A 1,060-nucleotide genomic window follows, 5' to 3' on the forward strand; every position below is an offset into this window, starting at 1 on the left:
TGTATTTTTTTTGAAAAGTGTATATAGACCTAATGATTCTAAACTTAAAAAAAGTCTTCAAGCTCTTTATCCGGATGCAGAAATTATATTAACTAATAGCGGTACATCTGCATTAGTGGTTGGTTTAAAGTACTTAAAAGTAGCAAAGGGAGATGAAGTGATTCTATCAAACTTTAATTGTCCTAATGTGATAGAAGCAATATTAACTGTGGGAGCAAAACCTGTATTAATTGATTTAAACACTAATCATTCAATTTCTCTTAATAAAATAAAAAAACATTTGAATGCTAATACAAAGGCAATTATTCTTACGCACTTGTATGGATGTCATGATGATTTAGAAATTATTGACTGGGCTAGAGAAAATAATATTTATATCATCGATGATGCTGCACAAGCAATGTTTTCTTATCAAAATGGAAAGCCAGTTGGTAGTTTAGGCGACATTGGTATTTTAAGCTTTGGGGGAACTAAACCAATCCCAAGTATAGGGGGAGGAGCGTTACTTCTTAATCGTACAATAAGTGAATTGTGTGACATGGATGAAGAAAAGAAGGAAGAAGTGATTTTAGATTATAAGAATCATTTAAAAACACAATTAGGTATAAGAATAAAAAAGAGTAGAGTACTGAGTTTATTTACTAATTATTGGAGGAAATTAGAGATTCTGCCCTCCTATAATAATAGTAAATTAGATTCTTTACCGGAGAAAACGGAAGTTATAAACCCAAAAAGAATGTCTATAGTACGTTCATTGTTAATTGATAAACACCTACAGAAAACAAAGAAGATTTTAGAAATGAATATATGTAACGCTAGTCTGTGTTATACAATGCTACAGGAAATTGAAGAAAAGTATGGCGTTAAGATTATATTTTCAACTCAGAACGTTTATTTGAACTATTTTACCATTATATTCAAAGAACCATCTGATAGGTATGAGTGTTCTGTACATTTAGCGGAAAAAGGTATACAAACTTGTTGGAACTATTTACCCCTAAGTGAAATTCCTATTTTTTCGAAGTACGCAACCGAGTCAGAAAATATAGATTTTTTATGG

General features: G+C 30.7%; 1 protein-coding gene. It reads left to right on the forward strand.

The features are described from left to right. Positions 1-1,060 (forward strand): aminotransferase class V-fold PLP-dependent enzyme (locus tag ACQGSG_RS29155; RefSeq protein WP_426948779.1); only part of this gene is annotated, 1,060 nt, incomplete at both ends.

It is taken from the genome of Bacillus sp. GMa5/1, assembly GCF_050172015.1.
Classification (GTDB): Bacteria; Bacillota; Bacilli; order Bacillales; family Bacillaceae_G; genus Bacillus_A; species Bacillus_A cereus.